24 protein-coding genes and 3 tRNA genes are annotated in these 23,715 nt (G+C 63.3%); 17 read left to right on the top strand and 10 right to left on the bottom strand.

Annotation, left to right across the window (positions count from 1 at the left end; translation table 11 throughout):
* Positions 1-422 precede the first annotated feature (422 nt).
* The 16 genes from KUV74_RS12325 (at position 423) to KUV74_RS12250 (ending at position 8,551) form a co-directional block, all read left to right on the top strand.
* Positions 423-605: a hypothetical protein gene (locus KUV74_RS12325; protein ID WP_222516453.1), complete on the top strand. Its 183-nt coding sequence runs from the start codon at positions 423-425 to the stop codon at positions 603-605.
* Positions 602-988, top strand: a complete 387-nt coding sequence (locus tag KUV74_RS12320; protein WP_222516452.1) for a hypothetical protein — start codon at positions 602-604, stop codon at positions 986-988. The genes KUV74_RS12325 and KUV74_RS12320 overlap by 4 nt, the downstream gene beginning before the upstream one ends.
* Before the next feature lie 193 nt (positions 989-1,181).
* The gene (locus tag KUV74_RS12315) at positions 1,182-1,325 is read left to right on the top strand and encodes a hypothetical protein (RefSeq protein ID WP_213226952.1); all 144 of its coding nucleotides are present in this window, start codon (positions 1,182-1,184) and stop codon (positions 1,323-1,325) included.
* Entirely contained in the window at positions 1,322-1,573 is a 252-nt protein-coding gene (locus KUV74_RS12310) for a hypothetical protein (protein ID WP_222516451.1), read from the top strand. The genes KUV74_RS12315 and KUV74_RS12310 overlap by 4 nt, the downstream gene beginning before the upstream one ends.
* Before the next feature lie 10 nt (positions 1,574-1,583).
* Positions 1,584-1,730, top strand: coding sequence for a hypothetical protein (locus KUV74_RS12305; protein WP_222516450.1), 147 nt, complete (start codon positions 1,584-1,586; stop codon positions 1,728-1,730).
* Between the two features lie 73 nt (positions 1,731-1,803).
* Positions 1,804-2,544, top strand: a complete 741-nt coding sequence (locus KUV74_RS12300; RefSeq protein WP_222516449.1) for a recombinase RecT — start codon at positions 1,804-1,806, stop codon at positions 2,542-2,544.
* On the top strand, positions 2,541-4,160 hold the full coding sequence (locus KUV74_RS12295; RefSeq protein ID WP_222516448.1) for a YqaJ viral recombinase family protein: 1,620 nt from the start codon (positions 2,541-2,543) through the stop codon (positions 4,158-4,160). The genes KUV74_RS12300 and KUV74_RS12295 overlap by 4 nt, the downstream gene beginning before the upstream one ends.
* A 42-nt stretch (positions 4,161-4,202) precedes the next feature.
* Positions 4,203-4,613: a hypothetical protein gene (locus KUV74_RS12290; protein ID WP_222516447.1), complete on the top strand. Its 411-nt coding sequence runs from the start codon at positions 4,203-4,205 to the stop codon at positions 4,611-4,613.
* A gap of 232 nt (positions 4,614-4,845) precedes the next feature.
* Positions 4,846-5,436, top strand: a complete 591-nt coding sequence (locus tag KUV74_RS12285; protein ID WP_222516446.1) for a hypothetical protein — start codon at positions 4,846-4,848, stop codon at positions 5,434-5,436.
* Between the two features lie 99 nt (positions 5,437-5,535).
* Positions 5,536-5,703: a hypothetical protein gene (locus KUV74_RS12280; protein ID WP_222516445.1), complete on the top strand. Its 168-nt coding sequence runs from the start codon at positions 5,536-5,538 to the stop codon at positions 5,701-5,703.
* Positions 5,704-5,800: 97 nt separating this feature from the next.
* Positions 5,801-6,046 carry a hypothetical protein gene (locus tag KUV74_RS12275; protein ID WP_222516444.1) on the top strand — a complete coding sequence of 82 codons (246 nt, stop codon included), beginning with the start codon at positions 5,801-5,803 and terminating at the stop codon, positions 6,044-6,046.
* Between the two features lie 94 nt (positions 6,047-6,140).
* Positions 6,141-6,554, top strand: a complete 414-nt coding sequence (locus KUV74_RS12270; protein WP_222516443.1) for a hypothetical protein — start codon at positions 6,141-6,143, stop codon at positions 6,552-6,554.
* On the top strand, positions 6,514-6,861 hold the full coding sequence (locus KUV74_RS21080) for a Lar family restriction alleviation protein (protein WP_409996590.1): 348 nt from the start codon (positions 6,514-6,516) through the stop codon (positions 6,859-6,861). The genes KUV74_RS12270 and KUV74_RS21080 overlap by 41 nt, the downstream gene beginning before the upstream one ends.
* A 138-nt stretch (positions 6,862-6,999) precedes the next feature.
* A complete protein-coding gene (locus KUV74_RS21075; RefSeq protein WP_222516441.1) occupies positions 7,000-7,272 on the top strand; it encodes an ArsR/SmtB family transcription factor in 273 nt (90 codons plus the stop codon).
* Between the two features lie 62 nt (positions 7,273-7,334).
* Positions 7,335-7,658 carry a helix-turn-helix domain-containing protein gene (locus KUV74_RS12255; protein WP_181248717.1) on the top strand — a complete coding sequence of 108 codons (324 nt, stop codon included), beginning with the start codon at positions 7,335-7,337 and terminating at the stop codon, positions 7,656-7,658.
* Positions 7,659-7,708: 50 nt separating this feature from the next.
* A complete protein-coding gene (locus tag KUV74_RS12250; RefSeq protein WP_222516440.1) occupies positions 7,709-8,551 on the top strand; it encodes a tyrosine-type recombinase/integrase in 843 nt (280 codons plus the stop codon).
* A gap of 6 nt (positions 8,552-8,557) precedes the next feature.
* On the opposite strand, the gene KUV74_RS12245 is transcribed toward KUV74_RS12250, so the two are convergent.
* The 6 genes from KUV74_RS12245 to KUV74_RS12220 all read right to left on the bottom strand — a co-directional run bounded on the left by KUV74_RS12245 (position 8,558) and on the right by KUV74_RS12220 (position 12,209).
* Positions 8,558-8,644 (bottom strand) — tRNA-Leu (locus KUV74_RS12245).
* Positions 8,645-8,728: 84 nt separating this feature from the next.
* A tRNA-Cys gene (locus KUV74_RS12240) sits at positions 8,729-8,802 on the bottom strand.
* A 25-nt stretch (positions 8,803-8,827) separates the two neighbouring features.
* A tRNA-Gly gene (locus tag KUV74_RS12235) sits at positions 8,828-8,902 on the bottom strand.
* A gap of 92 nt (positions 8,903-8,994) precedes the next feature.
* Positions 8,995-9,543: a CDP-diacylglycerol--glycerol-3-phosphate 3-phosphatidyltransferase gene (gene pgsA, locus KUV74_RS12230; protein WP_045994190.1), complete on the bottom strand. Its 549-nt coding sequence runs from the start codon at positions 9,541-9,543 to the stop codon at positions 8,995-8,997.
* Between the two features lie 94 nt (positions 9,544-9,637).
* Positions 9,638-11,452, bottom strand: a complete 1,815-nt coding sequence (gene uvrC / locus KUV74_RS12225) for an excinuclease ABC subunit UvrC (RefSeq protein WP_045994189.1) — start codon at positions 11,450-11,452, stop codon at positions 9,638-9,640.
* Positions 11,453-11,564: 112 nt separating this feature from the next.
* Complete coding sequence (locus KUV74_RS12220) at positions 11,565-12,209, bottom strand: response regulator (protein WP_045994188.1); 645 nt, start codon at positions 12,207-12,209, stop codon at positions 11,565-11,567.
* A gap of 537 nt (positions 12,210-12,746) precedes the next feature.
* Here KUV74_RS12220 and KUV74_RS12215 point away from each other — a divergent pair.
* The gene (locus KUV74_RS12215) at positions 12,747-13,496 is read left to right on the top strand and encodes a hypothetical protein (RefSeq protein WP_222516439.1); all 750 of its coding nucleotides are present in this window, start codon (positions 12,747-12,749) and stop codon (positions 13,494-13,496) included.
* A 14-nt stretch (positions 13,497-13,510) separates the two neighbouring features.
* Here KUV74_RS12215 and KUV74_RS12210 read toward each other — a convergent pair whose 3' ends face one another.
* The 4 genes from KUV74_RS12210 to KUV74_RS12195 form a co-directional block, all read right to left on the bottom strand.
* Positions 13,511-18,937: an ankyrin repeat domain-containing protein gene (locus KUV74_RS12210; RefSeq protein ID WP_222516438.1), complete on the bottom strand. Its 5,427-nt coding sequence runs from the start codon at positions 18,935-18,937 to the stop codon at positions 13,511-13,513.
* A 22-nt stretch (positions 18,938-18,959) separates the two neighbouring features.
* Positions 18,960-20,432: a type IV secretory system conjugative DNA transfer family protein gene (locus tag KUV74_RS12205; protein ID WP_222516437.1), complete on the bottom strand. Its 1,473-nt coding sequence runs from the start codon at positions 20,430-20,432 to the stop codon at positions 18,960-18,962.
* Positions 20,433-20,483: 51 nt separating this feature from the next.
* Complete coding sequence (locus tag KUV74_RS12200; protein ID WP_222516436.1) at positions 20,484-21,311, bottom strand: hypothetical protein; 828 nt, start codon at positions 21,309-21,311, stop codon at positions 20,484-20,486.
* A 360-nt stretch (positions 21,312-21,671) separates the two neighbouring features.
* A complete protein-coding gene (locus KUV74_RS12195) occupies positions 21,672-23,531 on the bottom strand; it encodes a DUF4231 domain-containing protein (RefSeq protein ID WP_222516435.1) in 1,860 nt (619 codons plus the stop codon).
* Positions 23,532-23,715: the final 184 nt, after the last annotated feature.

Raw genomic sequence — 23,715 nt, 5'->3', positions numbered from 1 at the left:
TTATAAATGTTAAGTTTTTTTAATTGTCTTTTACTATCTACTCCGTTCGAAAACAAAAGACTTGTTGCCTTTATAAGTATAGACCGTCTGGGGGGGAAGGAGTTTTTTATTTTTTAATGGTGCAAGTGGCTGATCTGTTTGTGATTAAAGTTTTAGCTTATCTGGGAATGTTATTAATGCTTGTGAGTATATGTCGTACGAATGCCATGTGTTGGGGTGAAGCGTCAAAACGGGGGCGCTTAAGAGCTCGTCCTAGTGGTTAGAAAGCGTTGTGGAATCATGTGCATGGACGAACTTTGAGGAGGGCTCTAGATGGGGCGGTAAGACTTAGCCCGGAATGCCCCCTTACGTCTACGTACGAACGCTAATTATTTGCCTGCATTGCCGCTCACCCGAGCGGCTTTTTTCTTCCAGGAGGTCGCATGACCGCAGATACAGCACGCCGTCGCCTCGGGCTGCGGCCTCTCATCGGCGAGCAATGGGCCGACAAGATCATCACGAGCGAGCACCGCAAGCGGTGGTTGCGCAAAGAGCGCTGGCAGCGTCGCAAGGCCATGGCGGCCCGGGGCGTGACGCCGCCGATTGAGATTTGGAGGGCGGTATGAGCGAGACGAAATTTACACCGGGGCCGTGGGAGGTGATCAACGGCGGCGACATCTTCGGCCCCCTGGGCGGCGATAGCGGCGATGGCTTGAGGGCGGAAACCAACGATGGATGGCAGGTGGCCGAGGTTAGGCAGTACCCGGCTTTCACCGACGAGGGACTCGTCGATATGGGCAAGGGTGTCACAAAAGCCAACGCCCACCTGATCGCCGCGGCGCCGGAGCTGTATGAGGCGCTTGAGGTGTTTGGGAGATTGGCCGACCAGCTTGATGGAGATGACGAGGTGGAGCGAACACCCGACGACGAGTGGGCAAAATTCAGGCTATTAGCCGCGGACTACATGAAGGCCCGCGCCGCTCTTGCCAAAGCCCGAGGCGAGTCATGACCCCCGATAAATCCTGGCTGGTGGTGTTCGCCATTCTGTACGCCATCGCATTCATCGGCGCCGCTTGGTGCGGCAGGAGGTAGGTATGTGCACGAGCGGATGGAGCAAACACTCGAGGGACATCGAGGCGCTGAGAGACGCTGGCCGAGAGCCGGGGGCGTACCCGGTCGATGACGCGATCAAAGAGGCTTTGATGGCTGACCAGCTGTCGATGGACGGTCTGATCATGGCCGTTGCCGAGGTGTTTCTGAGCAACGGTTATCGGGGCGGCTCGGAGGTCAATCGAGCGATCGAGATCGCCCTGGACCAGCACTACCGGAGGAGGGCGGCGGCATGACGTTCATGACCACCGTTGCAGGTATTCCGTGCCGGTGCCGGGTGACGTTCTACAGCCCCGGGGCACCGATGCGCACCACCGGCTCAGGGTTTGGCGACGCCGATCCGCCAGAGCCGGATGAATTCGAGTTCGACATCCTCGACCGCCGCGGTTATCCGGCGGCGTGGCTCGAGGCCAAGCTCACCGACGACGACAGCGAACGACTGCTCAGCGAATACCACGAGAAGCGGGACGCCTGGGCGGCATGAGGAGGGAAGCATGCGAGCACTGATTTTGATCACCGCCCTGGCCTTGGCCGGGTGCAGCAGCCAGCCGATCGACCGGGAATTCGGACATCGCCACGGCTACGACGCCATGCGGTTGATGATGCAAAGCACCAATCCGATGCGTAACGGCGTCGATTGAATAAAAGCGCCCCAGAGCCGACTGCCATCGGACTGGGGCGTGTTTGGATGCCATCAAGTAAGAGGATAGCAGCATGAATGTAATCGCACGACCTAATGGGGGCGGCTTTGCCCTGCAGCCAAACAGTATGAGCGAGGCCATGGAGATGGCTCAGATGCTGGCCAGCAGCCAGATGGTCCCGCAGGCATATCAGCAGAAGCCTCAGGACACCTTGGTTGCCATGATGATGGGGGCGGAGTTAGGCCTGAATCCGATCCAGGCGCTGCAGAACATCGCCGTTATCAACGGTAAGCCGGCCATATACGGCGACGCTCTGCTTGCTCTGGTACAGAGCCACTCGGCCTTTGGTGGCCACGAGGAGTCATTCGACGATGCCAGCATGGCCGCCACCTGTACCGTTTGGCGCAAGGGTGACGCCAAGCCGCACACGGTCACCTTCAGCCAGGCAGACGCCGAGCGAGCCAAGTTGTGGGGTAAAGCAGGTCCTTGGCAGACCTACCCCAAGCGGATGCTCATGTGGCGCGCCCGCGGCTATGCGTTGCGCGACAAGTTCGCCGACGCCCTGGGCGGCCTGATCACCGTCGAGGAGGCTCAGGACATTCCTACCGAGCGGGAAATCAATCCGGCTCAGCAGCAGCCGGCACGACCAGCGCTTGAGCATTATCCCGTCGACTCCTTTAACGCGAACTTCCCCAAGTGGCGAGACGCCATCGAAGCCGGCAAGCGCACGCCTGAGCAGATCATCAACATGGTCAGCAGCAAAGCTGAGCTGAGCGAGGAACAGAAACAGCAGATCTTGGAGGTAGCGGCATGAAGATCATCGACTTGGTTCAGGGCAGCGACGAGTGGTGTGCCTACCGCTCCCGCTATTTCACTGCCAGCGAGGCCTCGATCATGATGGCCTGCTCGAAGAACGTGAAGCGCAACGAGCTGCTTCACATGAAGGCTACCGGCTCAGAGCAGGAGTTCAGTGCGTGGTTCCAGAAGAACGTGCTCGAAAAAGGCCACCGCATCGAGGCCGCGGCTCGCCCCATCGCGGAACGCATCGTTGGCGAGGAGCTTTACCCGGTCACCGCGGTGGCTGATGACGGCACTCTACTGGCCTCGTTCGATGGCATCACGATGCTTGAGGATATTGGCTGGGAGTGCAAACAGTGGAACGCTTCGAAGGCTGAGGAAGTGAGAGCGGGCGAGGTGCCGCAAGAGGACTACTGGCAGGTGGTTCAGCAGCTGGTAGTGAGTGGTGCAGACAAGTGGCTCTACATGGTCACGGACGGTACCGAGGAAAACACGGTCAGCACCTGGGTCGCTCTCGATGACTTCCATGCCAGCCAGCTTGTCGCCGGCTGGGAGCAGTTCAGCGCAGATCTCGAAGCCTACCAACCTACCGAGCAGACAGTCGCGCCCCAGGGCGAGGCGCCCGAAGCACTGCCGGCGCTCAAGATCGACCTCACCGGGGCAGTTCAGGCGAGTAACTTGCCCGACTTCAAGGCCCGTGCCATGGGCATGATCGAAGGTATCCGCACCAAGCTGACTACCGATCAGCACTTCGCCGATGCCGCCGAGACTGTGAAGTTCCTGCAGAAGGGCGAGAAGCAGCTTGAGGCCAGCAAGAAGGCTGCTCTGGAACAGACGGCAAGCATCTCTGAGCTGTTCAGCACCATCGACGAGTTGCGCGAGACCATGCGCCAGAAGCGCCTGCATCTCGACAAGCTGGTGAAGGCCGAGAAAGAGAACCGCCGACTAGAGATCCAGCAGAAGGCGCACCAGGCCTTTGACGACTTCTTGGCCAAGCTGGATTGCCCGGTTGAGCCCCGTCACAGCTTCAACGTAGCCGGCGCCATGAAAGGCAAGAAGACCATCGCCACCCTGCAGTCCGCGGCCGATGACGAGGTGGCCCGAGCCAAGGTCGAGTGCCAGCAGCTCGCCAACCAGATCAGCGAGAACAAGGCGCTGATCGAGAAGTACCAGGGCGACTACGGCTTCCTGTTTAGCGACTGGCGCGACCTGATCCAGCGGGATGCCGAGTTCATCAAGCTTCAGGTCGAGAACCGCATCGCGCACCACAAGCAGGAGGAGCAGAAGCGGCTCGAGGCGGAGCGGGAGAAGATCCGGCAGGAGGAAGAAGCCAAGGCGAAGGCACAGGCGGCCAACAAGGAAGCCATCGACAAGTCCATCGCCGCCGGCAAGGACGAGTCCGCTACCGAGGAGCGCCGCCCCCTCGACACCAGCAAGATCGCTGCCGCTGCCGAACGTGGTGCCGCACTCAAGCCAGCCCGCGAAGTCGAGCAGCCCAACACGGTGACGATCAGTCGCAAGGAGTACGAGGCGCTACTGGCTGCTCGGGACAAGCTGGATGCGCTGGAAGCCGCCGGCGTCGATAACTGGAGCGGGTATGACGATGCTATGGAGCATCTTCGCGCCGCTTGAGCAAACAGGCCCCACACCGGGGCTTTTTTTGTGGGAGGCGGTATGGAACAGCACCAATGGAAAACCACGGAAAAGAAGTACGTGAAGCGCCGTCTCGATGAGGGCGCCACCTACCAGGACATCGCAACAGAGTTGGGGCTTGGGCGAGACCAGGTCCATGGCCTGGCCAAGCGCAGTGGTTTTACTGATCCCTGTCGCCGCGGCGCGTGGCGTCGTCGTGACTGGACGGACATCGATCGAACGGTGCAGGACTGTATCGAGGCCCAGTGCATGTCCATTCGTCAAGTCGTCAGCCACCTGCGGCTTCAGGGCATATCGACCTGTTATTCCAGCATCAATAACCGGGTCAAGCTGATGCCCGCTTCGGTCCAGTTTCAGGCCAGCATCAACGCGGCCCGTCGCCAAGCCAGCAACGCCTATCGCATGCGCCTGCGGATCAAGCGGGCGGCATGAATAAACGCGCCGTGCCCGGTGGCGCCAATGACCGGGACGAGGCCAGGCCACCGTGCCTCAAAACGGAGTCAGCCCGCTGGCCGCCGTCTCCTCAGCTCCACTCGTGCTGAGCGCGGGCGAGTTCACTGCACAGCAGTAGGCGGCAGGGCGGGCCGGCCACCCCTCCGAGATGGGGCATCAATTTCGTTGGCCCTGCAGTCGATGGGGCGACCTTTATTCAGGGGAAGGCACCATGACAAAGCGCTACTTCAAGATTACCAAACTGCTGTCCGGAAACCCGCTCCACGACGATCACGGCCATATCGAACCCGTTGAGGCAATGAAAGCCCATCTCCGAGCAAAGCGTGATTTTCAGGAAAGCGCCGCTGAGTTCGCCAAGTCGCTCGGCGGTGTAGCCGTCAATGTGACTGGGATGACCAGGCTGTCGCTGCACGGCGTCTACTTCGAGGGCGAGCCGGAATACCCGGAGCTCTGGACGAAACCCGACCCCAAGGCGAGATTCTCTCGCCGGCCTCGCGCCAAGGGGGCTCGCAGCGTGAAGGGCGAGGAGCTCAAGCAGGCCCATAAGGAGTTGCTGGATCGCTGGATCAATGAGGCGCCAGAGCCTTGCGAGCTCGATGGCCAATGGCTGTGCGGCGGCTACATCGCGTCAGATTTGATGTTTTCCGGTGCGAGTATGGTTGTAGACCTGCAGAACGGCGAGCTGTACGTAGCTGCCAGCCAGCCGCCGGAGCGAGGCGCAGAATTCGTCGAGATCACCGGCGGCGAGTATCAGCAGGCTGAACAGGCTGCCCGCGATCAAAGAGCCTTGGACTACCTGTAGCCCATCATCGACTACCGGGGCGCCCCGGGTGCCGCACGTGAAGCGGCAATTTCTTTCCAGCCTCGGCACGCGCCGGGGCTTTTTCGTGGAGACCATAACATGCAAGCAATCGCTGGACTGCTGATCTTCCTGTGGGTGTTCGGCTCATGGCTGACGCACCTCGTCGTCTGCTTCACAGAGGAGGCCTGGGGCTTCCTGATTGCCGGGGCGATCTTCTTCCCCGTGGCGGTGGTGCACGGAACCGGTGCGTGGTTCGGCGCATGGTGACACCAGGCGAGTGGATCAACGACATCGAGGTATGGGGCGAGGTCGGCGCCAGGGCTTTTGAGCAGGCGCTGGCCGATCAGATGTGGAGGGAGTGGGTATGCAACGAGTAGACAGGCTGCGCGGCTTGGTGTCCGTGCAGCAGGAGATCAGGGTGCGGGAAGGGCTGCCGGTGCGGTTCAGCGCCCGGCATGTGGCGGCGGTGCTTGGCGCCGTGATGGGCCAGTACCGGTTGGTGAAAGCGCCGGAGGCCGCGCACGAGGCGATCCGGCAGTGGCACGAGCACGGGCGGATCCAGCGCGATGGCACGCTCGACGGAATCCCAGCATGGAGGAAGGCGGGATGATCGCGGCCATCATTCTCGGCCTGCTGATCATGGCGGACGGGGCGCTGGTATTGAGAGAGGCGAAGCGGGCGTACAGAGAGCAGAGGAGAAGGGTATGAGCAGTTCGATTGAAGCGCTACAGCAGCGGCTGGAGCAGGTAGAAGAACACAACTGCGAACTCGCACACGATCTTGAGGCCGAACGCCACCATCGACGGGCCGCTGAGCGAGGCCGGGATGCGCTGGCGGCACACCAAAGCGACTTGGTGCGCGAGCTTACGTCGTGTCAGTCCATCCTGCATTCCATGGCGCACTACGGAAGCGTGACGCCTGAGTACGCCGACGATGCAAAGGCGGTGCTGAGCAGGACCAAAGAGGCCAGCCTCGCGCGCCGCGATGCGACCAAGAAGGCGGAGGCGCTTCACGAGTTTCTGATGTTCCCGCGAATGGGTGACGAGCCGGTTAGGGCCAAGGCCGTCAAATTGCGTGATGGATACCGCCAACAGGCCGAGGGAGGTGGCGATGAATAAGCTCTTGCCCTGTCCGTTCTGCGGAGGAGAAGCCGACTTCGAGCGCATGGGCACACCACGACAGTCCTGCATCGTGGCTTGCACTGATGGCGGTGGCCGATTTGAGTCCAACGAGGAGGGTGGAGCGTGCGGCTCTCAGTGGAACGACCGATACGTGCCAGACGGCTGGCAGGTGGTGCCGGTGAAGCCGACGCGGGAGATGGCAGAGTCAGGCCAGATTGCTTCGGAAGCAGGGTGCCATGTCGAGGGGATCTACTGCGACATGATCGCAGCGGCGCCGAAGCCGGGAGGCAGCGATGAGCCTTAGCTGGTGCGGTTCCTGGTATGCCAGGTATAGGTTCAGCGGCGCCCGTGGAAAACAGAGTGAGCCTGGTGAGCATCATTGTGCCCATCCGAGCAAGGGTGCGGGGTATAGTAGGTGAAACGCAAAAACTGGAAGCCATTCATGTCCTTCGATGTCGACGAGCTACTGTATCTAGCCGCTTTCCCTACTCGTGCCGAAATTCTTAATGTAGTCCAAAAATTCGATCCGATCTGTGTGTCTAGGATTTCTGAGGTGCTATCTCTGACCCAGAATCAGACCAGCAAGCATCTCACCAAAATGCGCGAAGCAGGTCTTGTAAAAGCGGATCGGTCAGGCCGTACCGTGTACTACCGCCTTGCAGATGAACCTTGTTTACGCGACTTCCTTGAATGGCGGCGACGATACCGCCAGTGAACTGCCGATCATCATGCCGCCCACCGAGGCGGCTTTCTTTTGCCCTGAAGGAGAGCTTGATCATGACACCCCTGATGCCGCCGAGCGAGGTGGCGGAACTCTTGGCCATCAGTGAGCGCAAGGTCTACGCGATCAAGCACCTGATTGGCTATGTCGCCCTGGGCGGCAACGTACGGTTTGAGCGAGAGGCGGTCGACGCTTACATTGAGAGCTGCAAGCGCGGCCCCTCACGAGGGGAGCAACAAAAATGGGTATCACGGTTCGATACCGCGCATCTCGGAACAGGTGGGTCGTCACCGAGTCGGGTGAGCGCGGCAGATATCAGCGAACGTTTATCACGGAAAAGGAAGCAAGGCAGTTCGCCACGAAGCGAGAGGCTGAACTAAACGAGGCTCAATTCAATGGCCTCATGGGTCGGCAGGAGCGGAGGACCTTCATGGAGGGTCTTCTGCGCTGGGTCGACGAGTACGACACGAACAGCCAGGGCGCGAGCATTCGTGCAGTCGCCCGCTGGTTCGACGAGAACGCGCAAGACGTGCTTCTTGGTCAGGAGGTGTTGGATGCCGCCCGGTCGATGCAGAAGGATATGCGTAGGAGGCGGCTCAGCCAAAGCACAATCAATAACCGGACCCAGGTGGTCAAGCGAGTGCTGAGCCTGGCGTATCGGGAGTGGGATTGGCTGGATCAGCCGCTGGACGGCAAGCTGCGCAAGCCTACCCCGAAAAACGAGCGCCACGTCTACCTGACCGCAGGGGATATTCGGCGTTTGGTTGAGGCTGTGCCGGAAGAGTATCCGGAGGAGCGGCGAATCATCACGCTGGCTGCTTTGACGGGACTGCGCCGCGGCGAGCTCCTGTCGCTGGACCCTGGCAACATCCAGGGTGGTCGCATCGTGTTGCGACCAGGGCAGACCAAGAGTGGCAAGGCCAGGGTCGTGCCGCTGCCGGAGGATGGTGCGGCATTGGTGGCCAACCTGCCGTTTGCATCTGACGCTCATCAATTGCGTAAGGCGTTTGAAGCTGCCCGGCGGGCTATAAAGCGTGATGATCTGCGCTTTCATGACCTTCGCCACACCTACGCCAGCCTGCTGGCTGAGGCGGGGGAGGTGATGACGACGGTGCAGGCGCTACTTGGCCACAGCAGCCTGGTGGTGACCAGCCGGTACGCGCATATGTTCGACTCGCGTTTGGATCAAGTGGCTGGCAGGCTGCCGAAGCTTTGCGACCAAATTGCGACCAGAGAGGAGGGCGCCGAGGGACTAGGTAGCGTAAGGCATTGAAACTATTGGTGCCCGGAGCCGGGCTCGAACCGGCACGGTGTTGCCACCGAGGGATTTTAAGTCCCTTGCGTCTACCAATTTCGCCATCCGGGCAGGAACGTCGCCAGAGGTAAGGCGATAGGGTCCGAAGGGATCGGACACGGCTTCTGGGAAGCGGGGCACACCTGAAAGGAAAAATGGAGGCTGGAGTCGGAATCGAACCGGCGTACACGGAGTTGCAGTCCGCTGCATAACCACTCTGCCATCCAGCCTCATGAGTCATCCATCGTCTGATGATGGAGCGGGAAACGAGATTCGAACTCGCGACCCCAACCTTGGCAAGGTTGTGCTCTACCACTGAGCTATTCCCGCCTGACTCGAGGACGTATTATACGGATAAGTCGGTGACTGTCAAACGCTTTTCCCTGAATTTTCGAATAGGCCCCGGATCGCCAGAGCACTGCCTACAGCGAGCGGCTAAGGTGCGGCCAGGCGGCCCGCAGGTACTGGATCATCGACCACAGCGTCAGTATGGCGGCGGCGTACAGGGTGACAACGCCCAGTTCGGCGATCAGGTGGCCGGGAGGGAAGGCCAGCAGCAGCAGCAGGGCGACCATCTGCAGGGTGGTCTTTACCTTGCCGATCCAGGACACCGCGACCGAACCGCGCTTGCCCATCTCCGCCATCCACTCGCGCAGTGCCGAGATGACGATCTCGCGGCCGATGATCACCAGCGCCGGCAACGTCAGCCAGGCGGCGTCGTAGCGCTCGATCAGCAGTGCCAGCGCCACTGCCACCATCAGCTTGTCCGCCACCGGGTCGAGGAAGGCGCCAAATGGCGTCGACTGGTCCCACCTGCGCGCCAGATAGCCATCCAGCCAGTCGGTGATGGAGGCCAGGCCGAACAGGGCGGCGGCGGTCAGCATGCTGTATTCGAAGGGCAGGTAGAACAGCACCACCAGCAGGGGGATGAAGACGATGCGTGCCAGGGTCAGAATGTTGGGAATGTTCATCGATACCGCTGTCCTTGCTGGAGGGGGGCGACAAGAAGCGACGGACGACGTTGGCGCCCGTCAAAGTGGTTCATTCTATCCGTGATACCTCAACTCATCCATGCAGGGCACGATGAATTGTGTCTGCCATGGTGGCGCTGATGCCGGGAACCCGAGCCAGTTCATCGCGGGTGGCCTGCTTGATGCCCTGGAGTCCGCCGAAGAAGCGCAGCAGTTCACGTCGGCGTTTGGGGCCGACGCCGGGGATATCCTGAAGCGTCGAGGTGCGCCTGGCCTTGTCTCGCTTGGCACGGTGGCCAGCGATAGCGAATCGGTGCGATTCGTCGCGGATGTGCTGGATAAGGTGAAGACCCGGCGAGGTCGGTGGCAGCGCCAGAGAGCGATCCACGGTCTCGACAAAGAGGGTCTCTAGGCCAGCCTTGCGGGTGGTGCCCTTGGCCACCCCGAGCAGGATCACGCCGTTGATGGCGAGCTCGGCGAGCACCTCCCGCGCCATGTTCAACTGGCCCTTGCCGCCGTCCACGACCAGGATGTCGGGTAACACGCCTTCCCCTTCGTTGAAGCGCTTGAAGCGACGAGTCAGCGCCTGCTGCATCGCTGCGTAGTCATCGCCGGCGGCGACTCCCTTGATGTTGAAACGCCGATAGTCGCTCTTGCGCGGGCCGTCCTGGTCGAACACGACGCAGGATGCCACCGTGGCCTCGCCGTGGCTGTGACTGATATCGAAGCATTCGAGCCGTTGCGGCGTCTCGTCGAGCTCGAGTGCCTGGCGAAGATCTTCGAAACGTTTGGCGAGCTGGGTCTGGTTGGCCAGTTGGCCGGCCAGTTGCTGCTCGGCGTTGGTGCGGGCGAGTTCACGCCACTGGGCGCGGTGACCGCGGACCTTGTCGGTCATGCGTACCCGGCGTCCGGCATGCTCGCTCAGCGCCCGGGCTATCAGTTCAGCGTCGGGTACGGCGTGGCTGGTCAGCACTTCGGTGGGGATCTCCCGGGCCTGTCCGAGGTAGTACTGGCTGACGAAGTCACCCAGCAGTTCCGGCTCCCCGAGATCGAGGCTGTTGGCGGGGCTGTAGTGCCGCGCCCCCAGCAGACGCCCCTGACGAATCGACAGCACCGAGATGCACAGGGCACCCGGCTGGGAGGCCAGGGCAAAGGCGTCGGCGTCTCCGCTGCCGGTATCCACCACCTGGCGCTGCTGCAGACGGCGCAGATCCTGCAACTGGTCGCGCAGACGTGCCGCTTCCTCGAAGTCGAGGGCCTGGCTTGCGGCCTCCATGTCGCGGGTCAGCTCCTGGCTGACCGATTCGCTGCGTCCTTCCAGGCACTGGATGGCGTGTTCGATGTCGCGGCGGTAGTCTTCTTCGCTGATGTAGCCCACGCAGGGGGCGCTGCAGCGCTGAATCTGATACTGCAGGCAGGGCCGGGTGCGGTGTGCGAAGACGCCGTCCTCGCAGTTGCGGATACGGAACACCTTCTGCATCAGCGATAGCGTTTCGCGCACGGCGCCGCTGGAGGGATAGGGCCCGAAATAGCGGCCGTCATCGTGGCGGGTCCGTGCGCGCTTGTGTTCCAGAGCCGGGAAGGGATGACGGTCGGTGACAAACACGAAGGGGTAGGACTTGTCGTCACGCAACAGGATGTTGTAGGGCGGTCTGAGCTGCTTTATCAGGGTCTGTTCGAGCAGCAGCGCCTCGGTCTCGCTGTTGGTCACCGTGACCTGGATGTCGTGGATGCGAGCGACCAGCGCCTGAGTCTTGGTATTGAGTGCGCCGCGGAAATAGCTCGCCAGGCGGGCCTTCAGGCGGCGAGCCTTGCCGATATAGAGGGTATTGGACTGGTCATCGAACATCCGGTAGATACCGGGTGATTCGCTGACGGTCTCGAGAAAGCGTCGGGCATCGAAGGTCATGGTCTGGTAAGGCTCACCCTGTCACATCACGTCAGGGAGCTCATGCTACCAGAGCCTGGCGGGGGACGTATCGTCCCCGACGGCACATTGGGTAAGAGCCTCAGGCTGGCTTCTAGTCTTCCTTGAAGCCTTCGACAAGTCCATGCCGTAGTCCCAGGTGGGTCAGCGCCACGTCGGAGTTGACGCCGAGCTTTTCGAAGATGCGATAGCGGTAGGTGTTGACCGTCTTCGGGCTCAGGAACATGCGATCGGCGATGTCGGCGACGCGTTGGGCGTTTACGATCATCATCGCGACCTGAAGCTCGCGCTGGGACAACTGATCGAACGGATTTTCCTCGTGGTCGATGCGCGACAGTACCAGCCGTTGAGCGATCTCCGGGCTGACGAAGCGCTGTCCGGCGAACACCGCGCGGATGGCCTTGACCATCTCGTCGTGCTGGGAACCCTTGCTGATGAAGCCGTGGGCACCGGCCTCCAGCAGCCGCTGGGCAAAGGCTTCCTCGATAAAGGCCGTCAGCACAAGAATACGGATGTCCGAGGTCAGTCGGCGGATCTTGCGAGTGGCCTCGAGCCCGCCGATGCCCGGCATGCGAATGTCCATCACCACCACGTCGGGATTGAGGCGGCGAGTCTGAGCAATGGCCTCTTCTCCGTCCGCGGCTTCCCCGACGACATTGATGTCCTTCTCTGCATTGAGCAGATGAACGATGCTGGTGCGTACCAGGTGATGATCGTCAGCGACAAGAACCCTGATCAATGCCGATACTCCTGGAAAAGGTGAAAACTGGGATCATGGATTTGACCGAGGCGAGCCAATGCTCATTGCGGGGTCTTCTCATGATGATTCGCAGTAGACTGTCACAAATTGATCCTAAGGGGAATTGGGTCTCCGGGGGGCGACGGCGTTTTCAGCATAGCTGCATTGATAGTGTGCTATATCTCTGATAGCGGCGCGCCTCGGTATCGGGCGCTTGTCGCCCGGGACTGCTGCATGAGCCCCAACGTCCTGGTTGGCTTGATGTGATGCCGCCTGTCGCGTCATTTCATGTTACCAGCCGCAGGGCGGGTGTGCAGTGTCGTAGGCGTGAACCGGGCGCCGCCAAGGCGAGACCATGGCGATGGACGGGCGAAACCGTCATGCGGACGCGCCGGCAGGCTATGCTGAAGTTGACCGGCGTCAATGAAAGCACGATTGCGTCCACGACACGCCTTGATCTGGTGCGCACTGGCTGCGTAGTGCGGCCCCGTGTCCCGATCGAGTCCTCTGGATGGCCAGTCTGGCCAAGGTTGCGCCATGTCCTGTCCCCTGTCTGAACAAGACTCCCTGCTCGCCGACAAGTTGCGTTTTCGCCTGGCGCGCCCCACCAGCGCCTATGACGTCCTTGGCTATCAGTGCACGGGGACACCTTGCGCCCCGCCAGGCGCGCGTGAAGCGGTCTGGGCCAGGGACGACTACCGTTGTCGCTTTTGTGGCTTTCGCAGCGCCAAGTATCAGCAGGCGGTGACCCAGGGGACTGACAGTCGCGATGTCGATGATATCGTGACGGCCTGTCTGTTCTGTGATCAGGTGAATCGCCTGGATCTGGTGCCTTCCATGCGTTCCGGTGTACTGGTGTGGCTGCCCGGCGTGACCCAGGCGGACCTCAATCGGCTGGCCCCCGTCATTTTTGCTGCGCGCCTCGACAGGCGGCTGCAACTGCGAGCACGCGCCCTGCTGGAGCGTGTGATGGAGGCGCGAGCCGCCGCCAGAGAACGCTTCGGTAGCGACGATCCACTGACCCTGGTCGAGTTGCTGAGAGCGAGGGGAGAGGGGCGAGCGGACGGCCTGATGCAGCAAGGCTTGCGCCTTTTTCCGCTGGATCGGCGGGTCGTCAGTCAACAGGGGCTTTGCTTCAATCAGTTCCCGCAGATTCTGGCGTACTGGCGCTCGAGGAAGGGCCCGCTAGGGGGCGAGCGAATCGCCGAAGCGCTGGCGATGAGCGAATCGCGGCTGATGGCCGGGGGCGGTTCAGATGCCACCGCCTCTTCGGTTCCGTCGTCCTGACGTCCGTAGCTTGGTCAGTCCAGCGGCGCGTGGATGCGCTCGGGCAATCCGGCAGCGATGGGTTCGTCATCGAGCATCTCGATGTTGCCGCTGGCGCTCAGCATGAAGCGGGCGAGAAAAAAGGCGTCGGCATAGTAGAGCGTCGCCAGGTAGCGATAGACGTCTTCGTCATCGGCCGGGTCCTGGCGCGGCGCGTGACAGCTTCCGGCGACGATGGCCTGAATATCGGGATGGACCGGGAGCAGCGGATCCTCGAGCGAATCGACAATATAGAAGGGACCGTCCGGCCCCCTGACGAAGAAGCAGAAGAAGCGCAGGTAGCCGAGCGCATTGGCGGCGCAAAGCTGGATCGGCTGGCGAGCGTTCAACTCGTGGATCGGCGGTGCAGTACCGGTCAGCCGGGTCAGCGGGCGCGGCGCGTGGACCCCAGCCGCACCTTCCTCGACGAAGTACAGCGCCAGGCCCTGCATCCAGTCGGGATGTTGCAGGCGTATCAGGGTGGCGTCGGGGTACCAGGGCAGTCGGCAGGCGTCGGCCACCAGTCTGTTGTCGGCGAGATGCTTTCCATCAATACGGCTGCCGCAGGGCCAGTGGGACTCGACAAATGCCGGCCTGCAGCGCCGCCAGGGGTACTGCCAGGGGTTGCCTTCCAGGGTCGGGGCGAGAGCGCCGCGGGCAATCGCTGGATCGGGGTCCATGTCGTTGGGCGAGGTGCCTGCGCACTGTTCCTGGTCCCCATCCGCCGCAGGGGCGCGCAAGGCCGCCACCGCTTTCTCGATAACCGCGGTGGACTGACCCGCGCCTTCGAGCCAGGCAAGTATCCTGGGGTCGGCCACCGGGCCGTCCTCGAGGGCGCGTCCAGCGTCGTCGCGAGTGCATGTCCGGGTCAGACGTTCAGCGTATACCTGGGCGACGCTGCGTCCGTCGCGAGTTCGCATGGCCGCATCGGCGTTTCGCTGAATCAAGGCCAGCGCCAGTGGAAACTGGCCTAGTGACAGCGCGATCAGCACCGGTGCATCGCGGTCACGAGTGGCCATGTCAATATCGGCTCCGGCGTCTGCCAGCACGATAGCGATGTCCTTGTAACCGCCTTCGGCGGCCAGTTGCAAGGCGGTGACGCCTGGCTGTTCTGCGCAGGCATCGACCTCTGCGCCGGCGGCTACAAGCCGTTCGACCAGGGTTTGGTGATTGAACTGTACGGCCAGGTGCAGAGGGTGCCAGCCCTCGGCGTCGCTGGCGTCACAGTCTGCCCCCGCCATGATAAGCGTCTCGACCAGGTCCAGCGCGCCGCCGACACAGGCCAGGTGGAGCAGAGTGGGGGCTAGGGGCGCCTTGGCGCTTTCTCTTGTGGCAACGCCTGGCTCGGTTGCCTGCTCGATGTCCGCCTGCTCGAGGACCCCCTGCCCGATGAGCAGGACCTTGGCCGCCTCGCTCGCGCCCTTGATGCAGGCGAGCTGCAGGGCGCTCATGGCGTGCTTGTCGAGGACATCCACCGATACGCCGCCGAGATCCAGCAATGCCGTGACGACCTCGGCTCGATTGGCCAGGGCGGCCAGGTGAAGCGCCGTGCGGCCATCCGGGGTGGTGGCCTGCATGTCGGCCCCGTGGCGAGCCAGCAGCCTGATTGGCTCGGCATGTCCCTGATCGGCGCACAGGTGCACCAGGTTCCAGCCGGCAAAGGGGCTGCGACCAGGCCAGTGCAATTGGGTGTTCGGGTCGCTGCCGGCGCGTAGCAGTACCTCGGCACAGGCGACATGACCACCGGTCACCGATGCCTGCAGCGCGGTCTGATGGATCGGTTGCTCTGCCTTGGTGTCTTCTCGATGGTCTCTGGCGTCGAGTGTGGCAGTTGTATGGCAGAGCAGGGCCAGGGTATCCGGGTGGCCGTGCTCGGCGGCCAGGTGCAGCGCTGTGCGGCCGTCGCCGATCGCCGCGGCGGGATCGGCCCCGTGCTCGAGCAACAGCTCGGCCACCCTGGTGGCTCCGCGGGCGGCGGCGATGTGCAAGGGGGTGTGTTCGAAGTCGCCGAGCTTGCCTGACGGGACTCCCTTTGCGCCTTCCTTGCGCCAAGCATCCTGCCGTTCCCGGGCGCTGCTTTCCTTGCCCCAGTCCGCGGCGAGCGCGAGGGCACCGAGGTCGGCGCCGCGTTCAATCAGCCAGCGGGCTATTTCCGGATGATCATTGTAGGCGGCCAGGTGCAACGGCGTGGCGTCGTTGGCCAACCTGGCGTTGATCTCGAGTCCTTGGGCCACCAGCGCCTCGGCGGCCTTCACATGATTGCCGCGGGCGGCGAAGTGCAGATAGCTCCAGTGCGTCTGATGGGGGGCTGCCGGGTCAGCCCCGAGGGCAATCAGGTGGCTGATGGTGTCGGCTCGATCGTTGGCGATCGCCTGTTCCAGCGGGGTCTGACGGTTGGCGTTGGTGAGGTCGGGGCTCTGGCCGCGTTGCTGTATCAGGTAGTCGAGCACCCTGTGCTGGCCGGCGAGCGCGGCCAGGTGCATCGGTGTCTGGCCGTGGGGCGCTTGCTGTGCGTCCAGACTGGCCCCTGCTTCCACCAGACGCTGCAGGCAGTCGACGGCTCCTGCCTGTGCCGCCAGGTGTACGGGGCGCCAGTGGTCCTCATCGACGTGGTCAGGATCGGCACCGGCCGCCAGCAGCGGTTGCAACAGGTCGAGGCGGTTTTTCCAGACCGCCCAGAAGGTCGCGGTGCGGCCATCCTTGCGCGGTAGATCGACCGCCTCGGGCCTTCTGGCCACCATTGCCGCGATGATATCGGCGCGCTGGTAGAAGGTGGCCAGGATCAGGTGTGTCGGCTTGCGAGGGCTCTGGGTGACCACCGCTGCAGGATCGGCTTCCAGCAGCAGCAGGGTGAGGCAGAACTCCCGCAGGCGGGCAAGCTCCTTGGTCGTTGGCGGGCCTTCGCCGAGCACATCATGCCAGATCGCCAGCACCCGGGCCGCGCGATCCAGGTAGAGCAGGCGATAGGCGTTCCAGCGCGCGGCGTCGGGCGGGCTGGCAAGACAGTGCTCGGCTTCCCCCACCAGTTGACGGACGCATTCGCGCACAGGTCGCTCCCGTTCCAGCCACTCGCTGGCCTGGGGCCAGTGATGGAGTACCGCTTCGTGGACCAGGCGGACACGCCCGTGGCGTTCATCGATCAGCAGGCGCCGCTCGCGCAACGCCCGGGCCAGTTGAAAGGCGTCTGTGGAATCCGCCGCGGGGAAGACCGTGGCGGGTAGCGTAAAATGCTTTTCGCCGACCTGGCGCCAATCCACCAGGCGACGCAGCAGGTCACCGACGACGCTATCCGACCACAGCGCGCCGGACGCCGCCTTGGCCTGCTCGAAGGCCTCATTGGCGAGTTGGGTGATGGCGCCTTCGATACTGTCGTGGCCCTCGGCGTTGGCGGTGTCCAGTACCCACAGGGGGGGCTCCCGCTGGCGGTCGCCCCCGTCGGGGGGACGAAGGTGACCGGTGGCCTGGAAGGCCTCGGAGCCAGACGCGCTCTCGGTGAAACCTGCTGTGGCGCTGGTGCCGAGCTCTTGGGTGTCGTCGTCGGCCTGGCGGTCCCCACTGCGGCCAAAGCTCGTGGTGATAGCGTCACCCAGGGACGCCGAGTCAGCGATGGTGGCTTCTTCGGCGAGCCGCAGGCCGTGCTCGTAGAGATTGCGCAGCGCCAGTGACAACAGCGGCAGCAGGCTGTCCTGGGCGTCGCCTCGACCATGATGGCCGCGAATCCGCTGGATATTGTCCTTGAGCCGGGCCACCAGGGCGTCGCTGATGGCCAGGCGTCCGGTCAGCCGAAAGGGCTTGCGAATAATTTCGTCGAGACTGTTGTCAGGAGGAAACGACATCCTCGTTACCTGGCCAGTGGCATGGAGTTCGTTGAGCAGACTGTCGCGCTCCACCAGCTCCTGACGGTTTCCCTGGAGGGTGACAAAGATGCCCAGACGCGGGGCCAGGGCGCGGCATGAATGGGCCGCGTGGAGCCACTGCACCAGCGGATCCCAGAACTCGGCTTCCTGCTGTTCGCCATACAGAGCGTCGACGATCTCCTCGAACTGGTCGAACCCCAGCAGCAGACGAGGAGGTCGAGCCAGGCGCGTGGTGGCGGCGTCCAGCAGCAGACACAACTCCTCGTTCAGGGCTTCGATACGCAGGTCCGTTGACGTCCTTCCCAGCAGACGGCGAGCTCGCCTGGCAGTTGGTTCATCGCACCAGCCGGCGCCTTCCAGGCGTTTCACGATGGCGTCGAAGAGCATCGTCAGCACGCATCTGTCGCCACTTCCTGCGTCCGTGGCTCGGCTATCCGGGGCCAGGTCGGAAGGGCGCAATATGCAATCAAGGCAGCGATGATCGGCGCTGTCCGCTACCAGGGCTCCGATGATGCCGGCACGCAGGAACGACGACTTGCCCGAGCCGCTTCCGCCCTCGACCCAGACCACAGGGACCCGGTCCTGCTGGTTCCAGCGCTGCTTGAGTTCCTCTCTCAAGGTGCTTCGCTGGTCGGATCGCCCGCAGAAAAGCGCGTGGTCCCCGACGTCGTAGGACTCCAGACCCTTGAAGGGGTCTCGATCCGACGCCGTCAGGGCCAGGTTCAGGTCCCGCTCCATGAAACGTCTCAATTCACCGATAAAGGCGTCCTGAGAATCGATGACACGAATGACGTGGCCGCGACGTTGCACGAAGGCCACCAGATTGATCAGTTGCTTGAGCTGCTGGGTGCGGTCTTCCAGGCGCCGGGTGATGCAGGCCGAATCCGTTCCGCACTTGTCCTGGCATTCATGAAAGTGACGATAGTTGCCCCAGGCGGCTTTCAGTGGCTCGGTGGTGTCCAGCAGGTCCCTCGGCCCGACCAGACACAGCAGCAGTGGCAGTGCGCGAGATCCGGCCGATGCCTCCTGGCGCTGTCGCTCGCGGTAGGCCAGGGTGGCCAGCAGTTCAAAGGTGGAACCGGTAAGGGCGAATCCACCACGGTCGGCCCAGGCGTTATCCCAGGGAATCACCAGGCCTGGGGTATCGCCGCCGTCGTCGGGCTTCATGGGATCGAGGACCCGCAGGTCATCGATGGGGTGCTGGCTTGCCAGAGGGCTACCGACCTTTTCACCGAAAAGGCAGATCACCCCTCTGCAGAGGGGATCCGAGGGGTGGGGAATCTGCTGCTGGGCCGGCACCGCATCATCGAAACCGTCTTCGGCGGTATCGACCTCCCAGGCGTAGAGCCGAAGGCCGTGATCGTCGGCGGCCTGGTGATGCAGCGTCTCGATCTCGTCCCTGCAGGCGCGGCGCAGGTAGGCCACGTCACCGGGTGACGCAAGAAAGATGCTGGGGTGTTTCAGCGACGGAAAGGTGTTTTCAGATGAACCGGATGAACCGGCTGTCCCGGGAGGGGGGAGGTCGGTCGCTGTGGCGCTCGGGGGCTCGCGGGAGACGTCGCTCATGGGCTGGGTCCTGTCCCGGGCGTCAGGCCCACTGCGCCAGCAGTCGATCCAGGAAGGCAGGATCGACCACCGGTGGTGGCGTAGGCTTGGGCCGTGCCGGACTGACTCTGCGCAGACGACGTTGCGGACGCAGCGCCTGGGGCATGATCTCTCGGCTGCTGTCGTGCAAGGGGTTGCGGTCGAACTGGCCACGAAACAGCGGGTCGCTGCGGTATTCCGGTCGCCTGGCCAGGCGTGCCTCGTCGCCGGCGATCAGCAAAAGCATCTCGTCGAAATCCAGGTCGAGCAGCTCCTCCGGGCGCGGGAAGCCGGTCAGGGTCGCCAGGTCCATCGCCGCGTTCATGTTCGGTACGCCAAAGGACTGCACCACCCGACAGTTGTTGAGCATGGTCTGCCAGTCCTGGGGATACAGCTGTCGCAGCTGGCTCATGTCCTGCCAGAAGCTCCAGGTCTGCAGGCCGTAGCCGCGCAGCAGGGTGATGGCCTGTCGCAGCTGCGGAAGAGGGCCGAGCTGGGGCGCTTCGTCGAGCAGGAACAGGGTGCGCAGCGTTGGCGCCCGGCGTCGGCGCACCACCGCCGCGATCAGTACGCCGATCCACAGTCTCAGCAGGCGGCCGTGGGATTCGAGCTTCTCGGGGGGAATCACCAGGTAGATCGATAACAGTTCCCCGCGGGTGACGTCGTCCAGCGAAAAGGTGGAGTCCTGGGTAGCCTCCAGTACCGCTTCACCGCGCAGGAAGCCGAGACTGTTCTGGGCGAAGGCCATGTAGCCGGCCAGGGTGGTCTCGGCAGGCAGAGTCAGACTGGCGGCGGTGGCTTCCAGGTCCGGATCCTGCATCTGGCGCATGCGCTCGGCCAGCTTGGCCAGCTCTTCGGTATCCTGGCTGACCATCTTGCGTAGCTTGCCGAGCAGCCCCTTGCGCTGTTCCGGCTGGCTGCGGATCAGGTAGAGCAGCAGACCATTGAGCACCTGCTGGGCGCGCTGCAGCCAGAAGCGGTCACGGCCGTCGAAGCCGTGTGACTCCATCATCAGCTCCGACAGCATGGCGATGTCATCGAGCTCGGTGCGTGAATTGGGGATGACGATGTCGGTGGGGTCCAGCCGATCCGCCGGCAGGTCGGTGATGCCCATGGGGTCGAGCACGATGACCCTGTGGCCCATCTGGCGGCGGCGACGGGCGGTCACCGCCGCGTTCTCGCCCTTGGGGTCGACCACGATCACCGGCCCCGGATAACGCAGCAGGGTGGGGATGATGCAGCCGGTTCCCTTGCCCGAGCCGGTGGGGGCAATGGTCATCAGATGGCCGCTGCCCTCGAACAGGATCGGATCGAGCTGCTCCTGGTTCGCGTTGGTGCTTGGCGCCCCGATGCGGAAACCGAACGGCTGATGAGGCTGACCCTGCTCCAGCGACCAGCCCACCAGCAGACCGTCCCCCTCCACCGATGACGGCAGGCGACGAGGGGGCAGAGGCGAATCATCCGGTACCAGGGTCATGGTGTGGGGTCCTCGTTGGCAGGCAAGGGGGCTCAGCGCGGGCAAACAGGTTCAGGGCAGGCGCACCGCGCCGATAAAGCGTTCCAGTCGCAGCGGCAGATCGTCGAGCAGGGTGCGGTCCTCCTCCATGTGGACCTCGCCGTCGCGCAGCACCGTGAAGTCGCAGTCCCACAGCGAGCGCCCGTAGACCACCGGTACCTGGATATGCCAGGCGACGACCGGACTGTCGACGTCGCTGTTGAGAGAGCGCTGTTCAGCCAGATCCCCGCTGTGCAAGGTCATGGGGGCTGGCGCGTCGGCTTCGTCGTTGGCGCAAACCACACGGGGGGGATAGCTCACCTTGGCCAGCGCCTGACGGACCGCATCGAGTGCCTGAGGCGGCGGATCGGCATCGACCCAGGGAAAATAGTCGGCGGATTCCAGCACACGAAAACGGCCGCTCTCGGCACCTCCGATGATGAACCCGGTGAACAGGTGCAGGTATTCCAGCGCCGCGGCTGGGGAAGTGGCAGGATCGCCATAGACACTGTTCAGTCGAAACAGCGCCTTGCTGGTCAGGTCCAGCGGCCAGACACCGCTCTGGCCATAGATGAAGGCGAACAGGCCGGGGCCTTCTTCGGTCTCCAGCAGGACGTCGCAGAGCAGATGGCGGCGATAGCACAACAGTGGCATGGCGCGGATCGCCAGGGCGGTAAAGCACTCGCAGGTGGGCCGGATATCGTCGGCGAGCTGGGCCTGGGTCAGGTCCAGCAACAGCGGCAGACTGTCCTCGGGGGACAGCGTCTTCCAGTCCCCCGGGACGGGCGGCACGCTGGGAAAGGCCTGGTCTGCAGGCGTGAGGTGCTTCTCGAGAAATGTCTCCCAGCGATCTCGGTCCATGCAGGCCTCCGCCTGTATTGGGGCTACCGCTTCAGAAGCCCCGGTGGTGCAGCAGGGGCCGGGGGGCTGTCTTCACCCTAGATAGCCGCCGTCGTCTTGGCAACGGCTTCGGCGCCAATCAGAGCGGCAAAAATCTGGTGTCTCTCGATCATGAATCCCGTGTTCAAGGCGGCCAGGTCAGCAGGTACTTTTCCGACGGGCCTAGGCGCTGTCCGAAAAGTCGACGAGCGAAGGTTAGACAAGGCAAAAATCGGTGAGAAAGCGCAGTTTACGGGGTGTAAATGAGCATTTTGACCGGGCTGGCGCACCAGCCGATTTTTAACGCCGTATTACCGAGTGCAGGCACTTTTCAGACAAGTCCTAGAATCCGGGCACCAGCTCCCGCTCGCTGTAGATCATGCTCCAGACCTTGAGGTCGTCGGCCATGGTCAGTTGCAGCTGACCGAGCAGACGACGGACCACGGGGCGCTCCGGTGTGTTCAGGCGAGAGGTCAGCTTGCTGCCCAGGCGCTTCAGGCGTTGACTCATGCGCCGGGACTGCTGAGCGGCGGCACGTAGATCGCCGGTGGCGCGGATGCCGAAGATGGCCGCGCCCAGCACCGGCAGAAAGCCGCCGAGCAGGGTGGCTACGGGCTTGTAGAGCTCCGCCGGAAGTGCCGGACCGTTGAGGTAGACCAGATAGCACACCAGATACAGGACGCCACTGGCCAGCGTCAGCCAGAGCGCCCCCTTCGCCAGGTACTCGAGGCGATCGTCCTGAGTCTCCAGGCGCTCGGCGGTTTTTTGGTGATAGCCGATCTGGCCGTCGATCTCTTCGTGCAGGGCCACGTCCAGGGCCCGCCTGAGGCTATCACCGGAGACGACGGCGTCGGGTGGGCCGATTTCCCGCAGTGAGCAGCGCACGTACCAGGGAATCCAGTCGAAGCGACCGTTGTCCACCGGCGGCTCGGCGGCGCCGACGGGTGAGGTACCGATCAGCAGCGATAGCCGTGCCGGGCGGATCGCCTCGGCCAGGCTGCGGTAGGCCAGCCAGCGGCTCTGCCACTGCCCACGACGCCCGAGCCAGGTGATGAGCAGGATGCTGGCGATGATCGCAAGCTCCATGCTGACCAGCAGCGCCTTGACGCCCTTGCTGTCCCACGCCAGCACCGCCAGCAGACCCACCAGCACGGCGAGCGCTGCCAGCAGGAAGTTGGTGGTGTAGGCGCTGCGAAAGCGGTGAGCGTAGTCGATGGCGCGATTGTCTGCGGCGATCCAGCGTTGTCGCAGGCGCTGGTCCAGGGTCGCCTCGTAGCTATCACCGCCAAGATGGTGTGCGGCTCTGAGTGTTTCCTTCCAGGCTCCGCTGCGTTCACGTTCAAGCCCCAGGTCGACCGATGCGGCGAAGGGTATGTCGCGTACCAGCAGGGCACGCAGCCACTCATGAACACAGTGACGGGTGCGCGGCCGTAGGGTCTGGCGGGCAAAGTCGCCAAGGCCCTTGAGCGGGCAGCTGGCGTCGTCGGGGCCGCGGCCCAGCAACAGCAGCTGTTCGAGTCGGTCGTTCAGTAGCTGGCTGATGTCACCTGGCGTCAGGGCTTTCCAGTCGCCGTCTTCCAGGGGCTCGACGACGTGCTCTCGGGGGACCCACAGGTGCAACTGGCCCTGCAGGTCGAGCCACAGTGTGATCAGGCCACGCAGGCGTGCCTCGTCGATGATCTCGGCGGTACCTCCACGCCCTCGGGAGGGCTTGCCGTCCCATACCGCCAGTAATACGTCGGAATGCGCCAGCACCAGATGGCCGGCCGCCTCGTAGCCGGCTTCCCGCTGATCGCCGGGCTCGCCGAGGTCGAGTTCGGTACAGCTGGTCACCGCCGGATGCTCGAACCAGCGCCAGTAGTCGGCCAGGGCGTCGCCATTGAAGTCGTCGGCGTATTGCCGACGTCGAAAGGGCAGGATCAGGTTGATCTCGTAGCCACGTGAGGCCGCCGCCTCGGCGACCAGCCGGTCGGCTCCCTCGGCGATGGCGCTGGCCAGTCGCATGCAGGCAGGCTCATCGGCATAGAGGCCGGGTTCGGCCTGTGCTCCCAGCCGGCGCGTCTCGGTGGCGAGGCGTTCGAGTATGTCCTGAGCCGCCTTGCCCAGCGCATCATGGTCGGCCTCCGCCAGGTCCTTGGGGCGGTGCCCGGTCACGCCCACGCGCAGGGTGAGTCGAGGGGCGAGATAGGCGTTGTCGGTCACGGCGTGTCTCCGGGCTCGTCGAAGGGATCCTCTGGGGATCGCGTCGTGGCTTACTGGAGCATAGGTGAGGTCGCCTCGTTTCGCCGGCCAGCGAGTCTGACGGCAGGCTGCTGGCGTCCAGGGCGAGCGTCTGCGGGACCAGGCTCAGGCCGGTGATGTCAGGGCGATGCAGGATAAGTCCCAG

The sequence above is a fragment of the Halomonas sp. DP1Y21-3 genome (genome assembly GCF_019801245.1).
GTDB classification, from domain to species: domain Bacteria; phylum Pseudomonadota; class Gammaproteobacteria; order Pseudomonadales; family Halomonadaceae; genus Halomonas; species Halomonas litopenaei.
Note: the sequence above shows the minus strand (reverse complement) of the source record. Positions and strands in the feature narration are given on the sequence as shown.

What these genes read in the sequence shown, in the direction of transcription:
- KUV74_RS12325 (WP_222516453.1), top strand. Translation starts at nt 423, where the DNA reads ATGACCGCAGATACAGCACGCCGTCGCCTCGGGCTGCGGCCTCTCATC.
- KUV74_RS12320 (WP_222516452.1), top strand. Translation starts at nt 602, where the DNA reads ATGAGCGAGACGAAATTTACACCGGGGCCGTGGGAGGTGATCAACGGC.
- KUV74_RS12315 (WP_213226952.1), top strand. Translation starts at nt 1,182, where the DNA reads ATGGCTGACCAGCTGTCGATGGACGGTCTGATCATGGCCGTTGCCGAG.
- KUV74_RS12310 (WP_222516451.1), top strand. Translation starts at nt 1,322, where the DNA reads ATGACGTTCATGACCACCGTTGCAGGTATTCCGTGCCGGTGCCGGGTG.
- KUV74_RS12305 (WP_222516450.1), top strand. Translation starts at nt 1,584, where the DNA reads ATGCGAGCACTGATTTTGATCACCGCCCTGGCCTTGGCCGGGTGCAGC.
- KUV74_RS12300 (WP_222516449.1), top strand. Translation starts at nt 1,804, where the DNA reads ATGAATGTAATCGCACGACCTAATGGGGGCGGCTTTGCCCTGCAGCCA.
- KUV74_RS12295 (WP_222516448.1), top strand. Translation starts at nt 2,541, where the DNA reads ATGAAGATCATCGACTTGGTTCAGGGCAGCGACGAGTGGTGTGCCTAC.
- KUV74_RS12290 (WP_222516447.1), top strand. Translation starts at nt 4,203, where the DNA reads ATGGAACAGCACCAATGGAAAACCACGGAAAAGAAGTACGTGAAGCGC.
- KUV74_RS12285 (WP_222516446.1), top strand. Translation starts at nt 4,846, where the DNA reads ATGACAAAGCGCTACTTCAAGATTACCAAACTGCTGTCCGGAAACCCG.
- KUV74_RS12280 (WP_222516445.1), top strand. Translation starts at nt 5,536, where the DNA reads ATGCAAGCAATCGCTGGACTGCTGATCTTCCTGTGGGTGTTCGGCTCA.
- KUV74_RS12275 (WP_222516444.1), top strand. Translation starts at nt 5,801, where the DNA reads ATGCAACGAGTAGACAGGCTGCGCGGCTTGGTGTCCGTGCAGCAGGAG.
- KUV74_RS12270 (WP_222516443.1), top strand. Translation starts at nt 6,141, where the DNA reads ATGAGCAGTTCGATTGAAGCGCTACAGCAGCGGCTGGAGCAGGTAGAA.
- KUV74_RS21080 (WP_409996590.1), top strand. Translation starts at nt 6,514, where the DNA reads ATGGATACCGCCAACAGGCCGAGGGAGGTGGCGATGAATAAGCTCTTG.
- KUV74_RS21075 (WP_222516441.1), top strand. Translation starts at nt 7,000, where the DNA reads ATGTCCTTCGATGTCGACGAGCTACTGTATCTAGCCGCTTTCCCTACT.
- KUV74_RS12255 (WP_181248717.1), top strand. Translation starts at nt 7,335, where the DNA reads ATGACACCCCTGATGCCGCCGAGCGAGGTGGCGGAACTCTTGGCCATC.
- KUV74_RS12250 (WP_222516440.1), top strand. Translation starts at nt 7,709, where the DNA reads ATGGAGGGTCTTCTGCGCTGGGTCGACGAGTACGACACGAACAGCCAG.
- pgsA (WP_045994190.1), bottom strand. Translation starts at nt 9,543, where the DNA reads ATGAACATTCCCAACATTCTGACCCTGGCACGCATCGTCTTCATCCCC.
- uvrC (WP_045994189.1), bottom strand. Translation starts at nt 11,452, where the DNA reads ATGACCTTCGATGCCCGACGCTTTCTCGAGACCGTCAGCGAATCACCC.
- KUV74_RS12215 (WP_222516439.1), top strand. Translation starts at nt 12,747, where the DNA reads ATGTCCTGTCCCCTGTCTGAACAAGACTCCCTGCTCGCCGACAAGTTG.
- KUV74_RS12210 (WP_222516438.1), bottom strand. Translation starts at nt 18,937, where the DNA reads ATGAGCGACGTCTCCCGCGAGCCCCCGAGCGCCACAGCGACCGACCTC.
- KUV74_RS12205 (WP_222516437.1), bottom strand. Translation starts at nt 20,432, where the DNA reads ATGACCCTGGTACCGGATGATTCGCCTCTGCCCCCTCGTCGCCTGCCG.
- KUV74_RS12200 (WP_222516436.1), bottom strand. Translation starts at nt 21,311, where the DNA reads ATGGACCGAGATCGCTGGGAGACATTTCTCGAGAAGCACCTCACGCCT.